16 protein-coding genes and 1 riboswitch are annotated in these 18,874 nt (G+C 47.6%); of the genes, 7 read left to right on the top strand and 9 right to left on the bottom strand.

All coding sequences use genetic code 11. The features are described from left to right. Positions 1–20 precede the first annotated feature (20 nt). Both TCA2_RS09720 and TCA2_RS09715 read left to right on the top strand, forming a co-directional pair. Complete coding sequence (locus TCA2_RS09720) at positions 21–311, top strand: helix-turn-helix transcriptional regulator (protein WP_047911403.1); 291 nt, start codon at positions 21–23, stop codon at positions 309–311. Beyond that, positions 308–2,890 carry a DsrE/DsrF/DrsH-like family protein gene (locus TCA2_RS09715; RefSeq protein ID WP_047911402.1) on the top strand — a complete coding sequence of 861 codons (2,583 nt, stop codon included), beginning with the start codon at positions 308–310 and terminating at the stop codon, positions 2,888–2,890. The genes TCA2_RS09720 and TCA2_RS09715 overlap by 4 nt, the downstream gene beginning before the upstream one ends. 92 nt (positions 2,891–2,982) lie before the next feature. On the opposite strand, the gene TCA2_RS09710 is transcribed toward TCA2_RS09715, so the two are convergent. Next, positions 2,983–4,227 carry an OFA family MFS transporter gene (locus TCA2_RS09710; protein WP_047911401.1) on the bottom strand — a complete coding sequence of 415 codons (1,245 nt, stop codon included), beginning with the start codon at positions 4,225–4,227 and terminating at the stop codon, positions 2,983–2,985. 291 nt (positions 4,228–4,518) lie between these two features. Between TCA2_RS09710 and TCA2_RS09705 the strand changes: the two genes are divergently transcribed. From TCA2_RS09705 to TCA2_RS09695, 3 genes are all read left to right on the top strand, one after another. Continuing rightward, complete coding sequence (locus TCA2_RS09705) at positions 4,519–5,421, top strand: LysR family transcriptional regulator (RefSeq protein WP_047911400.1); 903 nt, start codon at positions 4,519–4,521, stop codon at positions 5,419–5,421. Between the two features lie 137 nt (positions 5,422–5,558). After that, a complete protein-coding gene (locus TCA2_RS09700; protein ID WP_047911399.1) occupies positions 5,559–6,296 on the top strand; it encodes an SDR family NAD(P)-dependent oxidoreductase in 738 nt (245 codons plus the stop codon). A gap of 229 nt (positions 6,297–6,525) precedes the next feature. Next, entirely contained in the window at positions 6,526–7,548 is a 1,023-nt protein-coding gene (locus TCA2_RS09695) for an LLM class flavin-dependent oxidoreductase (protein WP_047911398.1), read from the top strand. Positions 7,549–7,731: 183 nt separating this feature from the next. Here the strand turns inward: TCA2_RS09695 and sdaAA are convergent, their stop codons facing one another. From sdaAA to TCA2_RS09660, 7 genes are all read right to left on the bottom strand, one after another. Continuing rightward, positions 7,732–8,655: an L-serine ammonia-lyase, iron-sulfur-dependent, subunit alpha gene (gene sdaAA / locus TCA2_RS09690; RefSeq protein ID WP_047911397.1), complete on the bottom strand. Its 924-nt coding sequence runs from the start codon at positions 8,653–8,655 to the stop codon at positions 7,732–7,734. Beyond that, positions 8,645–9,340: an L-serine ammonia-lyase, iron-sulfur-dependent subunit beta gene (gene sdaAB / locus TCA2_RS09685; protein WP_238546335.1), complete on the bottom strand. Its 696-nt coding sequence runs from the start codon at positions 9,338–9,340 to the stop codon at positions 8,645–8,647. Before sdaAB ends, sdaAA begins: the two co-directional genes overlap by 11 nt. Before the next feature lie 205 nt (positions 9,341–9,545). Beyond that, positions 9,546–9,658, bottom strand: a riboswitch (glycine riboswitch). A 258-nt stretch (positions 9,659–9,916) separates the two neighbouring features. After that, positions 9,917–11,161, bottom strand: coding sequence for an MFS transporter (locus TCA2_RS09680; protein WP_047911395.1), 1,245 nt, complete (start codon positions 11,159–11,161; stop codon positions 9,917–9,919). A 190-nt stretch (positions 11,162–11,351) separates the two neighbouring features. Continuing rightward, complete coding sequence (gene pstB / locus TCA2_RS09675; RefSeq protein ID WP_047911394.1) at positions 11,352–12,110, bottom strand: phosphate ABC transporter ATP-binding protein PstB; 759 nt, start codon at positions 12,108–12,110, stop codon at positions 11,352–11,354. 39 nt (positions 12,111–12,149) lie between these two features. Then, a complete protein-coding gene (gene pstA, locus TCA2_RS09670) occupies positions 12,150–13,046 on the bottom strand; it encodes a phosphate ABC transporter permease PstA (protein WP_047911641.1) in 897 nt (298 codons plus the stop codon). Then, positions 13,046–13,978, bottom strand: coding sequence for a phosphate ABC transporter permease subunit PstC (gene pstC, locus TCA2_RS09665; protein WP_047911393.1), 933 nt, complete (start codon positions 13,976–13,978; stop codon positions 13,046–13,048). The genes pstA and pstC overlap by 1 nt, the downstream gene beginning before the upstream one ends. Before the next feature lie 157 nt (positions 13,979–14,135). Continuing rightward, the gene (locus TCA2_RS09660; RefSeq protein ID WP_047911392.1) at positions 14,136–15,086 is read right to left on the bottom strand and encodes a phosphate ABC transporter substrate-binding protein PstS family protein; all 951 of its coding nucleotides are present in this window, start codon (positions 15,084–15,086) and stop codon (positions 14,136–14,138) included. Positions 15,087–15,408: 322 nt separating this feature from the next. Here TCA2_RS09660 and TCA2_RS26125 point away from each other — a divergent pair, with 322 nt between their 5' ends. Further along, positions 15,409–16,305 (top strand): LysR family transcriptional regulator, encoded by an 897-nt coding sequence (locus TCA2_RS26125; protein WP_052511863.1) that lies wholly within the window; start codon positions 15,409–15,411, stop codon positions 16,303–16,305. A 25-nt stretch (positions 16,306–16,330) separates the two neighbouring features. After that, the gene (locus tag TCA2_RS09650; protein WP_047911391.1) at positions 16,331–17,005 is read left to right on the top strand and encodes a hypothetical protein; all 675 of its coding nucleotides are present in this window, start codon (positions 16,331–16,333) and stop codon (positions 17,003–17,005) included. Between the two features lie 137 nt (positions 17,006–17,142). On the opposite strand, the gene TCA2_RS09645 is transcribed toward TCA2_RS09650, so the two are convergent. Beyond that, complete coding sequence (locus TCA2_RS09645) at positions 17,143–18,870, bottom strand: alpha-amylase family glycosyl hydrolase (protein WP_047911390.1); 1,728 nt, start codon at positions 18,868–18,870, stop codon at positions 17,143–17,145. Positions 18,871–18,874 lie beyond the last annotated feature (4 nt).

The following is an 18,874-nucleotide window of genomic DNA, read 5'->3' as shown; positions in this document are numbered from 1 at the left end:
TTAAGAGGAGGCTGTTATCCGTGAATAATAATATCAAAATATATAACGAAATGGCCGAGTGTCTGAAGGCGCTGGCCCATCCGGTTCGGCTATGTATTGTAAGAGGACTGCTTCAGAAGGGCAGCTGTAACGTCAGCTACATGCAGGAATGTCTGGAGCTTCCTCAATCGACCGTATCCCAGCATCTGCAGAAGCTGCGGAGCCTGGGCATTGTCGAGGCTGAACGGCATGGACTCGAAGTGACTTATTCCGTAAAAGATCCCCGAGTTAAAGGGATTATTGAAGTATTTTTTCAGGAGGAAGAGAAATGAGTAAAAAGGTAATTATTGTCGGCGGCGTTGCTGGCGGCGCTTCTGCTGCTGCAAGGCTGCGGCGTCTGGATGAAACAGCACATATCATCATGTTCGAACGGGACGAGTACATCTCATTTGCCAATTGCGGACTCCCCTACTACATCGGAAATACGATTCAGGACCGCTCCAAACTGATTGTTCAAACACCGGAAGCGATGACGAAGCGTTTTAATCTCGATATTCGGACTCGAAGTGAAGTCATCTCCATTGATCCCAGCGCCAAAAAGGTAACGGTTAGAAGCTTAGAGCGTGGAATCTATGAGGAGAGCTATGATGCACTTGTGCTCTCACCAGGGGCCAGACCCATTCGTCCGGAGCTGCCAGGGATAGATCTTCCCCACATCTATTCAGTACGCAACATTCCAGATACCGATCGGATTAAGCAGCAGGTCATCTCTCCGGACACCCGCTCTGCGGTGGTTATAGGTGGAGGATATATCGGTGTGGAAATGGCTGAGAACCTAAAGCTGGCTGGACTTGAAGTGACACTCGTGCAATCTGGACCACAGATCATGAATTCCTTTGACCCGGAGATGGCAGGGGTACTGGCAAAGGAAATGGAAGAGCAAGGTGTGCAGCTCATTGTTAATGATAAGGTGCGGTCATTTAAGGAGCATGGCGCTCAAGTTGAAGCAGTACTGGAGAGTGGACAGACGCTGCATAGCGATATTGTCATTCTTGCCGTAGGCGTTGCACCGGATACAGGATTCCTGGCAGGAAGCAGCATCAAGCTGGGCGAGAGAGGACATATCCAGGTAAACGAAGCACTCGAGACTAATGTAGAAGGTGTTTACGCCGTAGGAGATGCTGTCGAGATTCATGCGGGCAACGGGAAGACGGCTATCCCTCTTGCCGGACCGGCGAATAAACAAGGCAGAATTGCGGCTGACCGCATCGCAGGTCTAAGCACCACATACAGCGTATCTCAAGGAACTTCTATTATTAAGGTGTTTGATGTGACAGGGGCCCAAACCGGACTGAGCGAGAAAACATTGAAATTAATTGGGCTGGAATATCAAGCTGTTTATATTCATCCAAATGCTCATGCTGCATATTACCCTGGCGCAACTCCCCTTACGATGAAGCTGCTCTTTGATTCTCAGGGCAAGATTCTGGGGGCTTCAGCTGTCGGGCGTACGGGTGTAGATAAACGGATCGATGATATTGCAGCTGTACTGCATTTTGGAGGGACTGTCACCGATCTGACCGAGCTGGATCTCGCTTACGCTCCGCCCTTCTCATCTGCCAAGGATCCCGTCAATATGCTCGGATATGTCGCCGAGAATGTGGTAACCGGGAAGACGTCGGTGTATGTGAGTGCAGATTTGCAGAACCGAAATCCGGAGACCACACTGCTCGTCGATGTCAGATCAGAGCTCGAGCATCAGAACGGCCACATCCCTGACTCCGTTAATATTCCGGTCGATGAGTTGAGAGCTCGATTATCTGAGCTGGATCGAAACAAAGAAATCTGGGTGTATTGCCAAGTAGGACTTCGTGGATACACATCAGCCCGTATTCTCGAGCAGCACGGATATCAGGTCCGCAACCTGACAGGAGGATACAAAACGTATATGATGGACAAGTTTGAGCCGAAAAGGCCGGTAGCCAAGGGTGTTCAGGAAAAGGAAGCATTCACCGAAACCGGACAGAGGCCTGATCCTGCAGCTAATGGAGAAGAAGCAGGATCAGGACTGGCGTTGAGCTCGGCTGTGACCGGATCTCCTCCATCCGATTCGGCTGCCGAGAAGGTAAGCCTCAAGCTAGAAGGCACCCGCATCCATGCAGATATGAAGCTCGATGCATGCGGCTTGTCCTGTCCTGGACCTCTTGTCCAAGCAAAGCAAGCGATGGATGGTATCCAATCAGGACAGATCCTGCACATTACCGCTACTGACCCTGGATTTTACGAAGATGTACAATCCTTTGCCCGTATGTCGGGTCATGAAGTGCTGTCCGTAAGTAAACAGCCGGACGGAGAAATAAGCGCACATCTGAAAAAGGATGGGGTTAAGCAACAACCTGCTGCGCTTTCACAGCAAGCCGAGCCTCAGGCCGCCCCAAGACCGGAAGGAACTACGATGGTCGTATTCAGCGGCGATCTGGATAAAGCGATCGCTTCCTTCATTATTGCAAACGGTGCTGCAGCAAGCGGCAAGAAGGTTACCCTGTTCTTCACCTTCTGGGGACTGAATATTCTTCGGAAAACCGAGCCGGTGGATGTGAAGAAGAACTTCATGGGGCGCATGTTCGGCATGATGATGCCAAGAGGAAGCCGGAAGCTTGGCCTCTCTCGTATGAACATGCTGGGTGCAGGCTCCAGGATGATTCGCGGAGTGATGAAGCGAAGCAACATCTCCTCGCTGGAAGAGCTGATGGACACCGCAGTTTCTCAGGGTGTTGAGCTTGTCGCTTGCCAAATGTCGATGGATGTCATGGGCATCAAGCAAGAAGAGCTGATCGATGGGGTGAAGATCGGCGGAGTTGGATACTATCTGGGACAAGCCGATCAATCCGGGATTAATTTATTCATCTAAATTTTAAATTAACAAGAGGAGCAGCACTCATGGTTGATACCACGAGAGCTGCTCCCTTTGCTATATCCCCGATCTGGAGTTCGGAGACGTCTTTAAATCGCTGATTTCTCCAGTCTTTTTTTATTCATATACATAATGACACCGACGAGCATAATTCCGATAGCGGTGAGCACTGCAGCCGATACGTATGCACTTGTAAATGCTCCTGTCGTTTCTTTATAGTAGGAGGCGATCCGAGGGCCCACAAATGAACCGCCGGAATAACCAACAAACACGATCGCATAATTGATACCCAGATTCTTAGGTCCGAACGACTTGCTCGTCAGTGGAGGGAACACAACTAGTAAACCCCCAAAGGAAAAACCAAGCAATATGATACAGATTGCAAAGAATGTATAATCCTTAGCTACCGTCATCAATAGAAGTGCAGCAATGGTCATGAGTAGACTTACAAGCAATGCAGCGTAGTCACCAAATTTATCGTAAATAACACCAAAGCTGAGTCTACCAACAAAGTTGGCAAGCGTGCTGATGCTGACAATGATTGCGCCTGCTGCAGCTGTTAATCCAATCTGGTCCTGAGCTATAATGGAAGCCGAGCTGACCATCATGGTACCTGCTGTACTTGCGCTGACCAGCGTTAAGAAGAGCAGATAGAACAGCGGCGATTTCAGCATCTCCTTCCAGTTATAATTCATCACCGTGCCCGTTGAAGTGCTGCCGGAGGTGGATTGATCCGGATTCCAGCCCTTAGGTCTGTAATCCGCAGGCGGAGAGACTAACAACCACCCCGTAAGGAGAATCGCAATGGTATAGAATATCCCCAGGATCTGATAAGATGAAACAACCCCCATCCGTTCGATCAACGTCGCAGAAACCGGTGACAGAATAAACGGACCAATTGCCGCACTGGACAATAATAGCCCGGAAATTTTCCCACCCTTATCCGGGAACCAACGGACTGCTGTAACAAGGGCGGAGTTGTACATCAGTCCTGCTCCTCCACCGGCAATCAAGCTAAAGGTTACATAGAACATCGGAATACTTTGGACATAACCGGTAAGAAACCAACCAAGCCCGAATAGTACACCCCCTACATACATTAACACTCTCGCCCCATATTTATCGGTTATTCTTCCCGCATAAATAGCAATCAAAGCAAAAATCAAGGTGTACAAGGAATAAGCCAAGTTGTAATCTGATGTGGCCCATCCATGAGCTTTGGTCATCGGATCCGAAAACACACTGTAGATGGCTACAGAGGATACACAGAAAATAATAATCCAAGCTGCTGCAAAAACAGCCCATCGGTTAAACTGTTTGGGTTGAGATGACATGCATAACATCCCCTTTCTCTTTTTTCAACTCATTTTTTGAAAGCGTTTACTCAAAGAGGCGTCACAACTTATAGAAGCAACTATTACAATAAGAAATCCCCTGTAGGGTCATTGGTCATGACTTCTTGATTCATTAAATTGTCTCTATATACACATCATAAAATTGACGGAATTGTGACATCGCTCTTTCTTCCACTATCTTATAAGAATATAATAACAATGTATAATACATATTTATTAATAAAATCATTCCATCGAGGTTATCAATTATAGAAAGCAGGTTACAACGATATGGAACTTCAGCAGCTTCGCTACTTTCAAGTTACCGCCCGCTGTGAACACATGACGAAGGCAGCTCAGGAACTCAATGTTTCTCAGCCTGCACTAAGCAAAACCATTGCCCGCCTTGAAGAAGGACTCGGAGCACCACTCTTCCATCGGGAAGGCAGACAAATCAGACTCAATAATTTCGGGAGTTCGTTTCTTGTACGAGTCGATCGTATCTTTCAAGAGATTGAAGAAGGTCAGCGCCAAATTCGCGATATGTCCGGTCTCGATAATGGCATCATATCGGTTGGCACTTCGTTGCCGCATATTTTGCCCTTTCTGCTGACTGATTTCTTGAAGCTCCACCCCAAGGTCGAAATCAAGCAATATCAAATTCATTCAAAAGATATGAGGGGCCCGCTTGAACAAGGCAGTATGGACATATGCATTTCCTCCAGCCCTATATTTGGAGGTCATATCGAATGGATGCCACTGCTTGAAGAGGAGATTTTCCTCTCCGTTCCGAGCAACCACCCCTTTGCAGATCGCGACAGCATTTCTCTCGAGGAAGTCAAGGATGAGATTTTTATTAATCGTTTTATTGGATATGAATTTCGGGATCTATGTGATCACTTCTGCAGTCAGGCTGGATTTACAGCGAACACTTCAATTGAACTGGAGGAGGCAGGGGCGATCCTGCGATTGGTAGAGCTCGGTGCAGGTATCTCTTTTACGCCTCAATTATCTCTACTGAACAAGTGGGGTCCTAATACGGTCCAGCTTCGGATCAGTAACCCGAACTGTAAGCGTACCATCGGTATTGCCTGGAACAAGGAACATTATCTTACCAAAGCGGCCGTGGAATTTCGGCAGTTTACGGTTGATTTTTTTCGCAACATCGTCTCTACGTATTACCATCAAACCTAGAATTACTCGAAATCTTTTTTATAACTTTAAGGTTATAGAATTATGTCTAAATATGTATTAGATATTATATAAGAGAAGTCTATAATTAAACCTGTAAGAGTTAGTTACATTCATCCACTTTACAGGGGGTAATTATAATGAGATTACAAAATAAAGTCGCAATCATTACCGGATCAGCCTCCGGTATGGGTAAAGCGGAAGCGCTTGCATTTGCTAGAGAAGGCGCTAAAGTCATCGTAGCCGATATGAACCTCGAAGGTGCAGAGCAAGTCGCAGCGCAAATTAAAGAGAACGGCGGCCAAGCCGCAGCTGTCAAAGTGAACGTCACTGTGCTGGAAGATCTCTCGAATATGGTTGAATATACGAAGAATACCTTCGGTCAGATTGACATCGTTGTTAACAACGCCGGGATCTTTGACAAGTATACGAACAGTCTGGAAACGACTGAAGAACAATGGGACTTAATGTTCGATATTAATCTCAAAGCCATCTTCCGTATTTCCAATCTAGTACTGCCTCATATGATCGAGCGTAAACAAGGAACCATCGTGAATATTGCTTCTATTGCTGGACTCGTTGCCCAGATGGGAGGCGCAGCCTATACTGCATCCAAGCATGGAGTGATTGGTTATACGAAGCACCTCGCGGCAGTGTATGGCAGGTACAATATTAAGATCAATGCGATTTGCCCGGGTACAATCTCTACTCCAATGACAGAAGAGATGCTCAAGACTCGCCCTACCGACAAGATTCCATTGGATCGCTTCGGTCAAGCCCAAGAAGTTGCTGATCTAGCTGTATTCCTCGCTTCTGATGAGGCCAAATTCATGAACGGTGCTATGGTACCGATTGACGGCGGATACACTATCGTTTAACTCTTCTTGGTGAACTGAATTCTATTTGTGATAGACAAGCCGGCTCCGCTATATGGAGCCGGCTTTTTTTACATGCATGCCACAGCCCTAACTTACACATAACTAATATGAATTCAGGCAAGATCCACATATCTATAATTTATGATATAATGAAAATGCTATTCTTTTTATGCCCTATCTCGAAAGATTAACGATACAAACTAACCACAAGGAGGCTTACTACACATCAATGACTACTGAATCTACAACTCATAAGAAATTAGAGGAGATTCCCTTCTCCATTCTGGATCTGGCCACAGTAACAGAAGGCTCCAACATCGGCAATGCGCTGAAGAACTCCCTTGAGCTGGCTCAGCATGCAGACGAGCTTGGCTATAACCGCTTCTGGCTGGCCGAGCATCATAACATGCCGGGGATTGCAAGCTCAGCAACTTCTGTCGTTATCGGTCATATTGCAGGCGGGACGAAGCGTATTCGCGTCGGCTCTGGCGGTATTATGTTGCCAAACCATGCCCCTCTCGTTATTGCAGAGCAGTTTGGTACACTCGAATCTCTGTATCCTGGACGCATCGATCTGGGTCTCGGACGTGCTCCGGGTTCTGACCAGCTGACATCTCGCGCGCTTCGCCGCGGACCAGGAAGTGACGGTCAGGATTTCCCGCAGCGCCTAGAGGAGCTGCAGCATTATTTCAAACCGACGTCGACCTCATCAATGCAGGTGCATGCATATCCAGGACGTGGACTCGACATCCCGATCTGGCTGCTCGGATCAAGCGGCTTCAGCGCCGAGCTTGCAGCTCGCAAAGGTCTGCCGTTTTCTTTTGCCAGCCATTTCGCTCCAGACTATCTGCTGCCTGCACTGGATTACTACTATAACAACTTCCAGCCTTCCGAAGTGCTGGAGGAGCCTTATGCCATGGTCGCTCTAAACGCTTTTGTGGCAGAGACAGATGCAGAAGCCCATAAGCTTGCAACTTCACATCAGAAGCAATTCCTCAATATGATCCGTGGACGCTTCGGTCTGATGCAGCCTCCGGTTGACGAGCTGGACTGGAATATGCAGGAGAAAGCCATTGTGAAAGGGCAGCTCCGCTATTCTGTCATGGGAGATAAGGACAGTGTCCGTGATCAATTGAATCAAATGCTGAAGCAAACCGGCGCTAACGAGTTCATTGTAACCAGCCCGATCTATGATCATCAGGCAAGATTACATTCGATTAAGCTGCTCAGTGAAATATTTAACCAAGCTTAATAACGCGAATATAAAAAGCCAAGACGAGCAGGGACCTCATTTGAAAACCTATACAATCGTCTTGGCTTTTTTTGGTGTTGTTACATAAGGGATAACCCACTATGGAGCTCAATAAATTCCGTGGCTAAGACACGTTCCATATTTTCGGACTCTTGAATCCACTACACCATGCTCCAACATCCACTACATTTCTGCTTCATCTGCCGCTTTCTTAGGCTTGGTTTTTTCCTTCTTCGTATCTGCCAGCTGTTTCGTCAGCTTCTTACCCGTTGGCGTCTGCGCGAGTCCGCCCTGGGCCGTCTCCCGATGACGGCTCGGCATTGCGCTTCCCACCTCAAGCATGACGTCGATGACTTCGTCAGAAGGAATCGCGCTCCGTACCCCTGCCAGCGCCATATCTGCAGCTGCAAGCGCCGTAACTGCCCCTAATCCGTTCCTTACAATACACGGAATCTCAACCAGCCCTGCCACCGGATCGCAGATCAATCCGAGTGTATTTTTCAGAGCTAAGCCGACCGCATGTACAACCTGTTCCGGTGTTCCGCCGCGAAGCTCAACCATCGCCCCGGCTGCCATCCCGATCGCTGATCCGACTTCTGCCTGACATCCGCCCTCGGCACCCGAGATGAAGGAATTGTTGGCAATGACATAACCTATGGCCCCAGCAGAGAATAAGCCATTCACCATATGCTCATCTTCCCAGCCAAAACGCTCCTGCGCACTTACGAAAACACCGGGAATGATGCCTGCCGAACCCGCCGTAGGCGTTGCCACAATTCTTCCCATGGAAGCATTCACTTCCGACACACCAAGCGCATAGGCCATAGCAAGTGTAGAGGCGTCACCCGAGCAGCTCTGATTGTTCTGCAAATAATGGCGGACCCGCTGGCCGTCTCCACCCGTCAGTCCACTGCGCGAGGTTGTATCCTCGTTCATCCCTTTATGCACAGCCTGCTTCATGACCTGATAGTAATCCGACATCTGCCTCACAACCTCAGCCTCTGGTGTTCCGGTCTCCTTCACCTGTTCTTCAACCATCAGCTCAGCCAGCGTCTTGCCTTCTGCCGTACAAATTGCATTCAAATCCTTCAAGTGCTTAAACCGCATCGGTATCGTCCCCCTTCTTCAAATCAATGACCTTAATATCATAAATATGAGGCAGAGACTTCAGTCTGTTAAGCACATCCGAAGCCGGTATCGTATCTGTCTCCATTGCTGTCAGCGCTTCTCCATCCCGGCCCTTACGATCGACCTGCATGAAGCCAATATTAACACCGGACTCACTTATCGCAGATGTTACTGAAGCGATGACCCCGGCTTTATCCGAGTGCCTCAGCACCACCGCAGGAAAATCACCTGTCAGCTGTACCCGAAAATCATCCAATAAAGAGACGGTAACGTTCCCTCCACCAATCGAAGCTCCCACCATCGTACAAGCCCGATCTCCTGCAGACAGCTCAAACTTGACGGTATTCGGATGTGCCGCCGGAAGACCGCTCGTGACAAACTCATATTCCATTCCCAGCTGCTCAGCCCACTCTTCTGCATTCGGTATCCGCTCATCATCGGTAGCCATATTCATCAGTCCACTGATCAGCGCCAGATCTGTTCCATGTCCTGTATAAGTGTCGGCAAAAGAGCCGTATAATATCATCTTCGCTTTCTCCGGTCTCGTTCCAAGCCACTGCCGGGCAATACGCCCAAGTCTAACAGCCCCTGCAGTATGGGAGCTGGACGGTCCCGTCATTGCCGGCCCGATAATTGAGAATACATCCTTGAACCTTGTCATCATAACTCCCCATTTCTCATTGTTTTAGGTTCTAGCTTATTGTGTGCAGAATTATCCGTTCTTCCACGCAAAAAAGGACAGAGTAAGGGTGTACATCCCCTCTCTCTGTCCTGGTACCTGAAAGTTTCGTCAGAAGTGGCCGGCGTACAGCAATCGCCCTCACTCTCACTTACCCCTTTGGCGGCGCATCGGCTCTCTCCAGAGTTGCGTCGAATCAAGGTTCTTCTACCTGAGAGATTCTGCTGTATAAGCCGGGTGCTTATCAGCTTGCTCCTTCGGTGTCCCGTGGTTTCCCCACGCGATCTCTCCCATTGATCTTCATCCGCAGTCCTATTCTTTTGTATTTATTCAAAGCTTCAAATTCACTATAAACAGATTAATCGATAAGCCGACCTCATGTCAACAAAAGTAACGATGACACCTTGTATAAAACTGGTTTGTGTTATATTTTCTAACGCATTGATATTTAAATTCTGATGGATTCACTATTGCTTCTATAATATATTATGCATAATCTTTTATATTTGCTTATACTTCTACCCCTGTTAATGCCATTGCATACGTTGATGTTAGTCTGTCCTACAATCTAATCTGTGACTTGTCTTCATCGAAATAGCCGCCTCTCGAACGCTGAAGACTAATTAACCAGAGCAACAACGATAGAAGGACTAGCACGATCGATACTGTAAAATAGACGTAACGCAGCGACACGAGCTCGGCAATAACACCAAACGTTATAATAGCAGCTATCTGAAGCAGACTAACCATCAGGCCGAATATGCTTGTTACCCTGCCCATCATGGCTGCAGGAACATTATTTTGATAAAAGGTCGCCAGACCCGTATTGGAGAAAGACGAGAAAAAGCCCAGTAGGATGAAACCAGCTGCAGCCCATACGAATGAATTCGAGATGGAGAAGATCAGATACCCTGCAGATACAAGCAGCATTCCCCCTCCCAGCATATGTTTGACTGGAATCCATTTTGCTAATATCGAATTCAGAAATGCTCCGGCGACACTTCCTGCTCCTGTCAGACTGACAATCAATCCGTATTCCAGCTCAGACATCTTAAGGGTACTGCGAATAAATACAACCTCCTGTGAGTCCAGCGCCATACCTAGCAGTAAAATAAAATGAAACAGACTGTAGACAAATATGACATATGCGTTAGATCTACTGAACTTCATTACACCGCTCCAATCAGCTGCTATCATGCGATAAGTTATCCTCTGTCCTGCCGCTTCTCCCTCTTGCACCTCTATAGGTAGCTTGGGGAGCAGCGATAACAAGAAGGCTGATATCAAGAAGGATGCTGCGTTAATATAGATCGCAATATCAGGCTTCATATATATGAGCAGCACCCCGGCAATGGCCGGACCCACCAGAAAAGCCCCCGAGGTCGTTAAACCCTGAAAAGCATTAAACTGCTTGCGTTCTGCTGCTGGTACAAGTCTAACGATATAGGTCATCGAAGCCGGTTGAAAAATAGAAGAGGCCATACTGTTAATCATCAGGCAGGCATAAATCATCCACAGCTCGGGCAGCAGCGGGAGAGCAGCTACAAATACAGTCCGGATCAAATCAGTAATGATCATAATCTGCCGCTGATTGTATCGATCCACCAAGCTTCCAGCCCAGAATTTCGTCAGTAGTGAGGCTGCTGGTGCAATGATCCATAATCCTGCAACGGCTGCAGGAGAACCCGTCATATTCAGAATCAACACGTTAATCGCAATGAGATAGACAAAATCTCCAATCCTGGAGATCCCGATACTTCCAAGCAGCAAGCCTTTTCGACGCCAATTGGCGAATGATTGCTCCATAAATAGTCCCTTTCAGGTTAGCATTGGATTGAAGAAGCTTATTTATACTTTTTCTATATTTATCCATTCAAACCCTCTCTCTAATAACCTGACTCAACGGACTACTATGCAAAAAGAGCACAGCCTCGGCTCGTTAAGCCGTAAGTATGCTGTGCTCTTCTGACTATTATGAATGCTCGATGATTTTGGATCAGCCGAAACGTCCCATAATATATTCTTGAGTCGATTGGTTCTCCGGATTGGAGAAGATTTTCTCGGTTACATCGCGCTCCATGAGATTGCCCAGGAAGAAGTACGCTGTAAAATCGGAAATCCGTGCTGCCTGCTGCATGTTATGAGTAACAATAACGATACGCAGATCTTTTTTGAGCTCTGTAATCAGCTCTTCAATCTTTCCTGTGGATACCGGGTCTAGTGCAGATGCCGGCTCATCCAGCAGCAATATTTGCGGCTCGACCGACAGTGCGCGAGCGATGCATAGACGCTGCTGTTGTCCACCCGACAGAGCCAAGGCAGAATCGTTAAGCCGATCCTTGACCTCGTCCCACAGAGCGGCGCGACGCAGGCTTTTTTCCACAATTTCGTCCAGATCCTTCTTCTTCTTCATACCACGGTATTTCGGACCAAATGCAATATTGTTATAGATCGATTTGTGGAACGGGTTTGGCTTCTGCCACACCATTCCGATGTTCTGTCGAAGCTTGATAACATCTGTGCCTGGCGCATTCAAGTCTTTGCCGTCCATCCAGATATGACCTGTTACGCGAGCCCCGGCGATCTCATCATTCATTCGGTTCAAAGATCTCAGGAACGTGGATTTACCACATCCAGAAGGACCGATCAAGGCAGTTACCGTATTCTTCGGGAACTCCATACTGATTCCCTTCACTGCTTCTTTCTCCCCGTAAAAAACACTCAGATCCTCTGTGCTAAAAGGTTGTTGTGGCATTATTCAAAGTACCTCCCTATATACAAAAAGCCGATTCTACTAGTTCATACGCTTAGCTGCTGTCATTTTACGATATACAACGCGTCCAAGCCAGCGCGCAAGCAGGTTAAAGATGAGAACGAGGATAACGAGCACAGCTGAAGCTCCTGCCGCAATCTCAACCGCATCAGGCGCAAGCTGCTCACTATTTACTTTCCAGATATGCACGGCAAGTGTTTCTGCCGGACGCATCGGATTCAGCGGTGATCTTTCGCTGAACGGATTCCAGTCCGTAAAGTCAAGCGGCGGACTACTCATACCGGCTGTATACATCAGGGCTGCCGCTTCACCGAAGATCCGTCCTGCAGCAAGAATCGTACCTGTAATCATGCTAGGCAGCGCAACAGGAAGCAGAATGGAAGTAATGATCTTCCACTTGGACAAGCCGAGTGCAAGGCCCGCCTCCTTCTGTGCCGTCGGAACAGAACGGAAGGCCTGCTCTGTTGTACGCACCATCAGCGGCAGATTAAATACCGCGAGCGCGAGCGCACCGGACAAGAGCGAGAAGCCAAACCCGAAGGTGTTAACAAGTAATAACAAACCGAACAAACCGATAACGATGGAAGGGAAAGAAGACAGTACTTCAACAACCAATCGAATAAAGTTTGTAATTTTGCCGGGTTTCGCATATTCCGCCATATAAATACCGGCTCCCCAGCCGAGCGGAATGGTGATGATCAGGGTCAAGACAAGCAGGAACACGGAGTTAAAGAGCTGCGGCCCAATACCGCCTCCTCCGCGAAGGTTTTGCGGCCGGCTGGTAAGGAAGTCCCAGCTGATATGGCTGACGCCGCGGAATATAATATAACCGATCAAACCCACCAAGATCGCAATAATAAATACAGCGAAAGCGATGATGATGCCAGTAGCTAATTTATCGGCTGTTTTTGGTTTCATCATACCCGGTTTCTCCTTTCAAGCAAACGCACCAGCAGGACGAACAAGAAGGTCATAATCAGCAGGACAAGCGCCATACTCCACAACGCATTGTTGTGCACTGAACCCATTGCCGTGTTACCCATGCTAAGCGTAATTACACTCGTTAATGTTGATGCTGACTCCAGTAATGAAGTTGGAACAAATGGAGCGTTACCGATGACCATCTGTACCGCCAGCGCTTCACCAAACGCACGTGCCATACCCAGCACGACACCCGTCAGGAGCGCAGGAAGCATCGTCGGAATAACAACACGGGCAATGGTTTGCCAGCGAGTAGCTCCGAGTGCATAAGAGGATTCACGGAGCCCTCCAGGAAGAGACGTAATCGCATCTGCCATAATACTTGTAATGGTAGGAAGAATCATGACGGATAAGACTAGGCATCCTGCAAGAATACCAACCCCTGTACCTCCGAAGATCGAACGCAGTAACGGAACGATAACACTCAGACCAACAAAACCATAAACAACTGAAGGAATACCGGACAGAAGCTCAATGGCCGGCTGTAGAATTCGCTTACCCTTACCAGGTACAATCTCGGTCATAAACAGTGCGGCGCAGAGCGCCAAGGGACTTGCAATTAGTGCTGCCAGAATTGTAACAGCGAAGGAGCCGACAATGAATGGCAGAGCCCCGTAAGAAGCCGGATCAGATGTCGGACTCCATGTTGCTGATGTGAAAAACTCTTTGACGCTTACGCCGTCAACAAAGAAGGTAGCAAGCCCTTTGGAGGCTACAAAATAAACAATTGATACTATGACGACGATAAGGAAAACTACACAGATGGAAGTATATATTTTACCGATCCAATCCTCGTAGAAATGCTTCTCCCGCTTGGGACGAGACTGTTCGCCGGATTCAAGCGCCGGCTCCCTCTTCGTTAGGCTCATCTAAACCATCCTTTTGAATCATTTTAGTATAATTTGTATATCATCTCGTTAACCGAACGAAAGAGGTCGGGCAAATTTGCCCGCCTCTTCTCATTAGGTCATGTATGAAATCATTACTTAGAATCTAGATTTCATACCGCTTAATTCGTATTCAGCATTATTTTTCAGTGATGTTACCTTCTACGTCACGCTCAACTTGCATACCGCTAACCGGGATGTAACCAAGCTCTACAACATAAGTGTTCTGGATATCGTCAGAAACCATGTAGTCAAGAAATGCTTTTGTTACTTCATTCGGCTCGCCGTTTGTGTACATATGCTGGTAAGCCCACACTGGATATTCACCAGATTCAATGTTTTCTACAGTTGCTTCAATACCTTCATATTTCACTGCAGTCAGCGTATCATCCAAGTAGGACAATGCCAGGTAGCCGATTGCACCAGGAGTTTCAGTTACGAGCTTCTTAACGTTACCAGAGGATTCTTCTTGAATAGAACCTTCAAGGTCAGGAGCTGCTCCGCCAAGTGCATATTTCTCGAAAGTAGCACGAGTACCAGAGCTTGCTGGACGGTTGATGATTACGATCTCTTGATCGGCTCCACCAACTTCACTCCAGTTCTTTACTTTACCGTTGAAGATATCGGACAGCTGTTGTTTAGTCAGATCCGTCACGCCTACTTCTTTATTAAGAACTGCTGCCATACCAACAACAGCTACTTGGTGGTCAACGAGTTGTTCTGCTTGATCCGCTTCAAGCTTCTCTTCAGCGAATACGTCAGAGTTACCGATATCTGCTTGCTTATCAGCGACTTGTGTAAGACCTGTACCGCTACCGCCGCCTTGAACTTGAACTGTAATGTTCTCATTGCCTTCTATCATCATGAAGTCTTGTGCAGCTTGGTCAACAAGCGGCTGAAGCGCTGTAGATCCTACTGCAAGTACGGAACCGCTAAGCTGTGTTGCTTCTCCGCCGCTGCCATTCGAACTTCCTGCTGGGTCTGTATTTCCAGATCCGCTCGTATCCGTACCTGATCCGCAGGCTGCGAGTACGACGGTCATCGCTAGTGTAGTCATCATCAAAGGTAATTTCTTAACTCTTTTGAACATGTTAGGTTGTCCTCCCCCAATTTGTGTGTGGTCTTATTTGTGTTCACCACTTACATTACTCATTCTAGTGGTAGTGCATCATCTTAAAATTTATCCTTTGTTAAATGTGTATTAAATATGTATACATGAAATCTATTAAAACATATAATAAATCTATAATAGATATAAAGAAGCACGCCTTTTTACCTGCAATCCCTCTTATAATGAGCTAATTTATGAGCTTATATCCCAAATATAGCGTCTATTTTTACAATATCACTATATGTTGATGTTAAATGTTCGTTTACAAATGTCAGTGCTTCAACCCAGGAGGAACAACGCAATGAATTTAATTAAATTTCAAATTCTTGTTTTGATAGATAAGTGGAATAAGGTTACGGATGTCGCCAAGGAGCTTGAGATGAAGCAGCCAACAGTTTCTTTTCATATGAAGAGCCTTGAGAAGGATATGGGGACCGCTCTATTCATCTCAACACGGGGAAGAATTCTGCTTACAGAGGCGGGAAAAGCCATCCTGCCTTATGCCAAGCAAATGATCAATCTGGATCAGACGGCACGGCGGACCGCACAGTTGTTCAGTGAACTGAATCAAGGAAGCCTTCAGATCAAATCGGATCCCATTGTCTCTACCTATTATCTATCCAGTCTTATCGCTCAATTCGCAGATCAATATCCTGGCATCCGGATTTCAAATCGTTTGTTTGATGAGGTATCAGATCCAGGCAGTGAGGAGAACTTTATTGCGGCCAGGCTGGACAAGCTGGGCAGCCCATTAGAGGAGTCTTCTGACAAGGTGCTGATTCGGACAGATGAACTGATTCTTCTCGTCCCCGAGAACCATCCCTTTGCGCACGAGTCAAATTTGCATCCTGGAGAACTAAGCAAATATATGTTTGTTAATTATGAGAGCTGCGGATGGATATCTGAGCGAATGGGGCGCTTTACACAGATAACAGGCGCCCATTTGTGGGAGAGAGTGTTTGCAGCGACACCCGAAGCAGCTGTAAACATGGTTGCGGCAGGCAAAGCAATTACTTTTTTTCCTGAAAGCGCAGTAACATCGGCTAATCGAGGAGTCATAAAGCTACCAATCCCCGGCCTATCGAAGGAAGATGTCTTAATACACATCACATTATCTAAAATGAACGAGCTGACACCGGCAGGTCAACAATTTTGGTCCTTCCTCAGCCATGAATACAGGAACCCAGAAGCTCCCTAACCCATATATATAAGAGCATGGGCGTATGCACCAAGTTACTGTATGGGAGCTGATTCAATTGTCATTCATACCGATACTTCCCCCAGCAGGGGCAGGAGGCGGAGCTATACCGCTTCAAAGTTTGCTCGGGTCGATTAATGTAGGAAGCTTAGCTGCTACACCGAATGCTACTCAAGCCATTCCTTCCAATATACTTACCTCATTACCAAGTCCTCCACTTCAAGCCATTCAGCAGTATCAGCTGTTAACTTCAAATCCGGCACAGGCACAAAGCTTAGTCGCACAATCCAGTCAGCAGACAGGACCAGGCGGCTCAGCCTGGCAGATCCCTTCAGGTGGAATAGGTTCTTCTTCCATTGGAGGCATTGGCGTACCAAGCGGAAGCGGTTCTCCTGGAGGAATTCTAGGCAATCTTCTTCCCGGCTTAGGCGGGCCAAGACCAGAGGATGCACCTGTTTACTCAGAGGATACGGAGTCAGAGTATACCGAGTATCGCAGTGCCCGATTCCCTTGGATGCTGCCTTATTGTACGTATCGCTGGGCCGTCTTGATCACGGGGCCGAATCCTTTTAATTTAACGGTTCGTCTTGGTATTGTTCTCTTCACCAATCCCGGTGTAACCGTACTGCTGCAGACGCAGCCCTTCCCGATAATTCAGACTATTCCAACTTGGCAAATACTATATGTGCAGTGTTATTAATCAGATAGCTGCCTGTTCCTCTGCTTCTGCCTGTCATTCGTCTTAAAAACGAGAAAGACCCTCTCCTACATGGCCCTGGTCAAGGAAATTGACTCAGCGTTTGAGAGAGGGTCTTTCTTCATTATAATATGGCTGAATTATTTTATAATCACGGAAGTATAGGGCGGCAGCGTCAATGTCTGATCTGCCCATTGTACTTCTGCGTTTGTGGCATGTAGAAGCTCGCTATACTTCACTTCTGAATCGTCCAGAGCAACTTCCTTCTCCTCATTAGAGAGGTTATGAAGGACGAGCACCCGCTCACCCTCTGCTGCCCTGACATACCCTAGCAATTGATCGTCATCCAGATCATAATCGGCAATAGTCCCATCTGTAAGGGCTCTGCTTCCATTTCTCCAATCGATCAGTTCACGATAATGAGACAGAAGGGATGAGCTGTCCTGCAGCTGATCCTCCACGCTCACCGCATCCTCTCCGAGATTATGCTTCGGTGTCTGCCACGTTGTCTGTCCAGCTCCAGCCTCCGCTTGATACCATAACATAGGCTCGCGAATCTGCTCATCCGGCTTAGCACCTTCCATTCCGATTTCTTCACCATAATAGATGAAGGGATTACCGGGAAGGGTTAATAGAATGGATGCCGCCATATGTGCATGATCTGCCGATCCGCCCAGCTGACTCATCACGCGATTCTGATCGTGATTGGCCAGAAAGACGGCATCAACAAAGGCTCCTTCGGACTTCTCATTGAACAGCTCATAATTCCGGGTTAGCTGCACGATGAACCCTCCATTCGTCTCATTGGTCACCGTACGAATGATTTGATCTGCCAGTCCGAAGTTAAAGCCCGAGTCAAACGCGTTGTCCAAATAAGGTGCTACAGAGACAGGGGAGTTCTCCCACACCTCTCCGACAATATAAGCATCTTCCTTAACCTGATTCATGGCCGTTCTAAACTCCTGCCACCAAGCTACATTCTTCTCCGTTGTTTCTGCGCTGCGGTCGCTCTGCACATCCTCGTAAATATGCTTTGCTGCATCAAGCCGGAATCCGTCAAAGCCAAACTCCAGCCAGTGCTGACCGATCGCCAGCATCTCAGATTGAACTTCTTCATTATCAAAGTTGAGGTCAGGCATTCCACTCCAGAAGGTACCCAAATAATGCTTGCCGCCCAGCTCGTGCCAAGCCGGTCCACTGCCTGCGGCACTCATGCCTGTTGTATTCTCGCCTGTGTCCTCTGCCCAGCTGTACCAATCACGATATGCACTATCCAAGGATGCACTCGATTCCTTAAACCATGGATGCTCTGTGCTCGTATGATTGACGACCAGATCCATAATGACCTTGATGCCCCGTTCATGCGCTTCATCCAGCAGGTGCTTCAAGTCATCCTTCGTTCCGTAATCGGGATGGACATCATAATAATCTGTCACATCATATCCGTGATAGCTTGGAGAGGGATTGATTGGCATCAGCCAGATGCCTCCCACCCCAAGATCATCTCCACCAGGCTGACCATCATTTAAGTAGTCCAGCTTCTCCGTAATTCCGTTCAGATCCCCGATCCCATCCCCATCGGAATCATAGAAGGAACGAACAAAGATCTCATAATAAACGGTTGACGGCTGTTCATCGATTACGAGCTCAGCGTTACCTTGGCCCCCTGCTTCTGATTCCTCGGCGGAATGATTCCCATCAGAGCTCTTCTGCCCAGCCTCGGTATTTATTGCAGCAGAGTCTTCTCCTTGCTGCGATGGCTGTTCTGCTCCTTCACTACTGCACGCAGCCAGCATGCAAGCCATTAAGAGAACAATGGCGGGATAACCAAATCGTTTGTTTAGCCCAAGCAGATGGCGCGGCGCCATAGAA

Source organism: Paenibacillus sp. TCA20 (genome assembly GCF_000732325.1).
Classification (GTDB): Bacteria; Bacillota; Bacilli; order Paenibacillales; family Paenibacillaceae; genus Paenibacillus; species Paenibacillus urinalis.
The sequence above is the reverse complement of the archived record's forward strand: the minus strand, read 5'-3'. Positions and strand labels throughout refer to the sequence as shown.

Excerpts from the sequence above, each read along its gene's own strand:
- TCA2_RS09715 (WP_047911402.1), top strand. The coding sequence starts at position 308 with ATGAGTAAAAAGGTAATTATTGTCGGCGGCGTTGCTGGCGGCGCTTCT.
- TCA2_RS09710 (WP_047911401.1), bottom strand. The coding sequence starts at position 4,227 with ATGTCATCTCAACCCAAACAGTTTAACCGATGGGCTGTTTTTGCAGCA.
- TCA2_RS09705 (WP_047911400.1), top strand. The coding sequence starts at position 4,519 with ATGGAACTTCAGCAGCTTCGCTACTTTCAAGTTACCGCCCGCTGTGAA.
- TCA2_RS09700 (WP_047911399.1), top strand. The coding sequence starts at position 5,559 with ATGAGATTACAAAATAAAGTCGCAATCATTACCGGATCAGCCTCCGGT.
- TCA2_RS09695 (WP_047911398.1), top strand. The coding sequence starts at position 6,526 with ATGACTACTGAATCTACAACTCATAAGAAATTAGAGGAGATTCCCTTC.
- sdaAA (WP_047911397.1), bottom strand. The coding sequence starts at position 8,655 with ATGCGGTTTAAGCACTTGAAGGATTTGAATGCAATTTGTACGGCAGAA.
- sdaAB (WP_238546335.1), bottom strand. The coding sequence starts at position 9,340 with ATGATGACAAGGTTCAAGGATGTATTCTCAATTATCGGGCCGGCAATG.
- TCA2_RS09680 (WP_047911395.1), bottom strand. The coding sequence starts at position 11,161 with ATGGAGCAATCATTCGCCAATTGGCGTCGAAAAGGCTTGCTGCTTGGA.
- pstB (WP_047911394.1), bottom strand. The coding sequence starts at position 12,110 with ATGCCACAACAACCTTTTAGCACAGAGGATCTGAGTGTTTTTTACGGG.
- pstA (WP_047911641.1), bottom strand. The coding sequence starts at position 13,046 with ATGAAACCAAAAACAGCCGATAAATTAGCTACTGGCATCATCATCGCT.
- pstC (WP_047911393.1), bottom strand. The coding sequence starts at position 13,978 with ATGAGCCTAACGAAGAGGGAGCCGGCGCTTGAATCCGGCGAACAGTCT.
- TCA2_RS09660 (WP_047911392.1), bottom strand. The coding sequence starts at position 15,086 with ATGTTCAAAAGAGTTAAGAAATTACCTTTGATGATGACTACACTAGCG.
- TCA2_RS26125 (WP_052511863.1), top strand. The coding sequence starts at position 15,409 with ATGAATTTAATTAAATTTCAAATTCTTGTTTTGATAGATAAGTGGAAT.
- TCA2_RS09650 (WP_047911391.1), top strand. The coding sequence starts at position 16,331 with ATGCACCAAGTTACTGTATGGGAGCTGATTCAATTGTCATTCATACCG.
- TCA2_RS09645 (WP_047911390.1), bottom strand. The coding sequence starts at position 18,870 with ATGGCGCCGCGCCATCTGCTTGGGCTAAACAAACGATTTGGTTATCCC.